Annotated in this window: 1 protein-coding gene and 1 pseudogene; both read right to left on the reverse strand. The window is 73.8% G+C overall.

Annotated elements, in window-relative coordinates:
* A partial coding sequence (locus tag KBX53_RS35165) for a PPOX class F420-dependent oxidoreductase (RefSeq protein ID WP_210864058.1) occupies window positions 1-356 on the reverse strand: 356 nt, incomplete at its 3' end.
* A 42-nt stretch (window positions 357-398) separates the two neighbouring features.
* A pseudogene (locus KBX53_RS35170) lies at window positions 399-588 on the reverse strand (hypothetical protein); the annotation flags it as partial.

Genomic DNA, 588 nt, shown 5'->3' on the forward strand with positions numbered 1-588 from the left:
TCCCAGTCCGGGTGTTCGCCGGAGATGCTGCGGAAGTACTCCACCAGCGGATCCAGCGCCTCGGGCAGGTCCAGCACCTCGGCGGTGCCGTCGATCTGCACCCACGGGCCGTTCCAGTCGTCGCTGAGCACGCAGGCCGAGACCCGGGGGTCGCGGCGGATGTTGGTCACCTTGGCCCGCTCGGGGTAGGTGGACACGACCAACCGCCCCTGCCCGTCGACGCCGGCGGAGACCGGGGAGGACTGCGGGCGCCCGTCGGCCCGGGTGGTCATCAGCAGGACGCGGTGCCGCGGCCGGAGGAAGTCGAGCAGGCCGTCCCGGTCGACCCGGGTGTTCGTTGCGATGCTGCGTGCCATTCCCCGTTCCTACCAGGGGCCGGGCGCGGCGACGGCGGCGGGTCAGCGGGGTCGGGCCGGGGAGCGGTGCACCGCCTGGGTGGGCACCCGGGGACGACCGGACGGACGCCAGGCCCGACCGTTGGCGTAGATCACCCGGAAACCGAGGTACGACGCGAGCGGCGCCCAGTGGGCGGAGCCCATTCGCAGCTCGGCGGCGTTGTGGCGCTGGCCGTTGGCGAGCACGTCGAGC

The sequence above is a fragment of the Micromonospora sp. M51 genome (genome assembly GCF_018070305.1).
GTDB lineage: Bacteria > Actinomycetota > Actinomycetes > Mycobacteriales > Micromonosporaceae > Micromonospora > Micromonospora parva.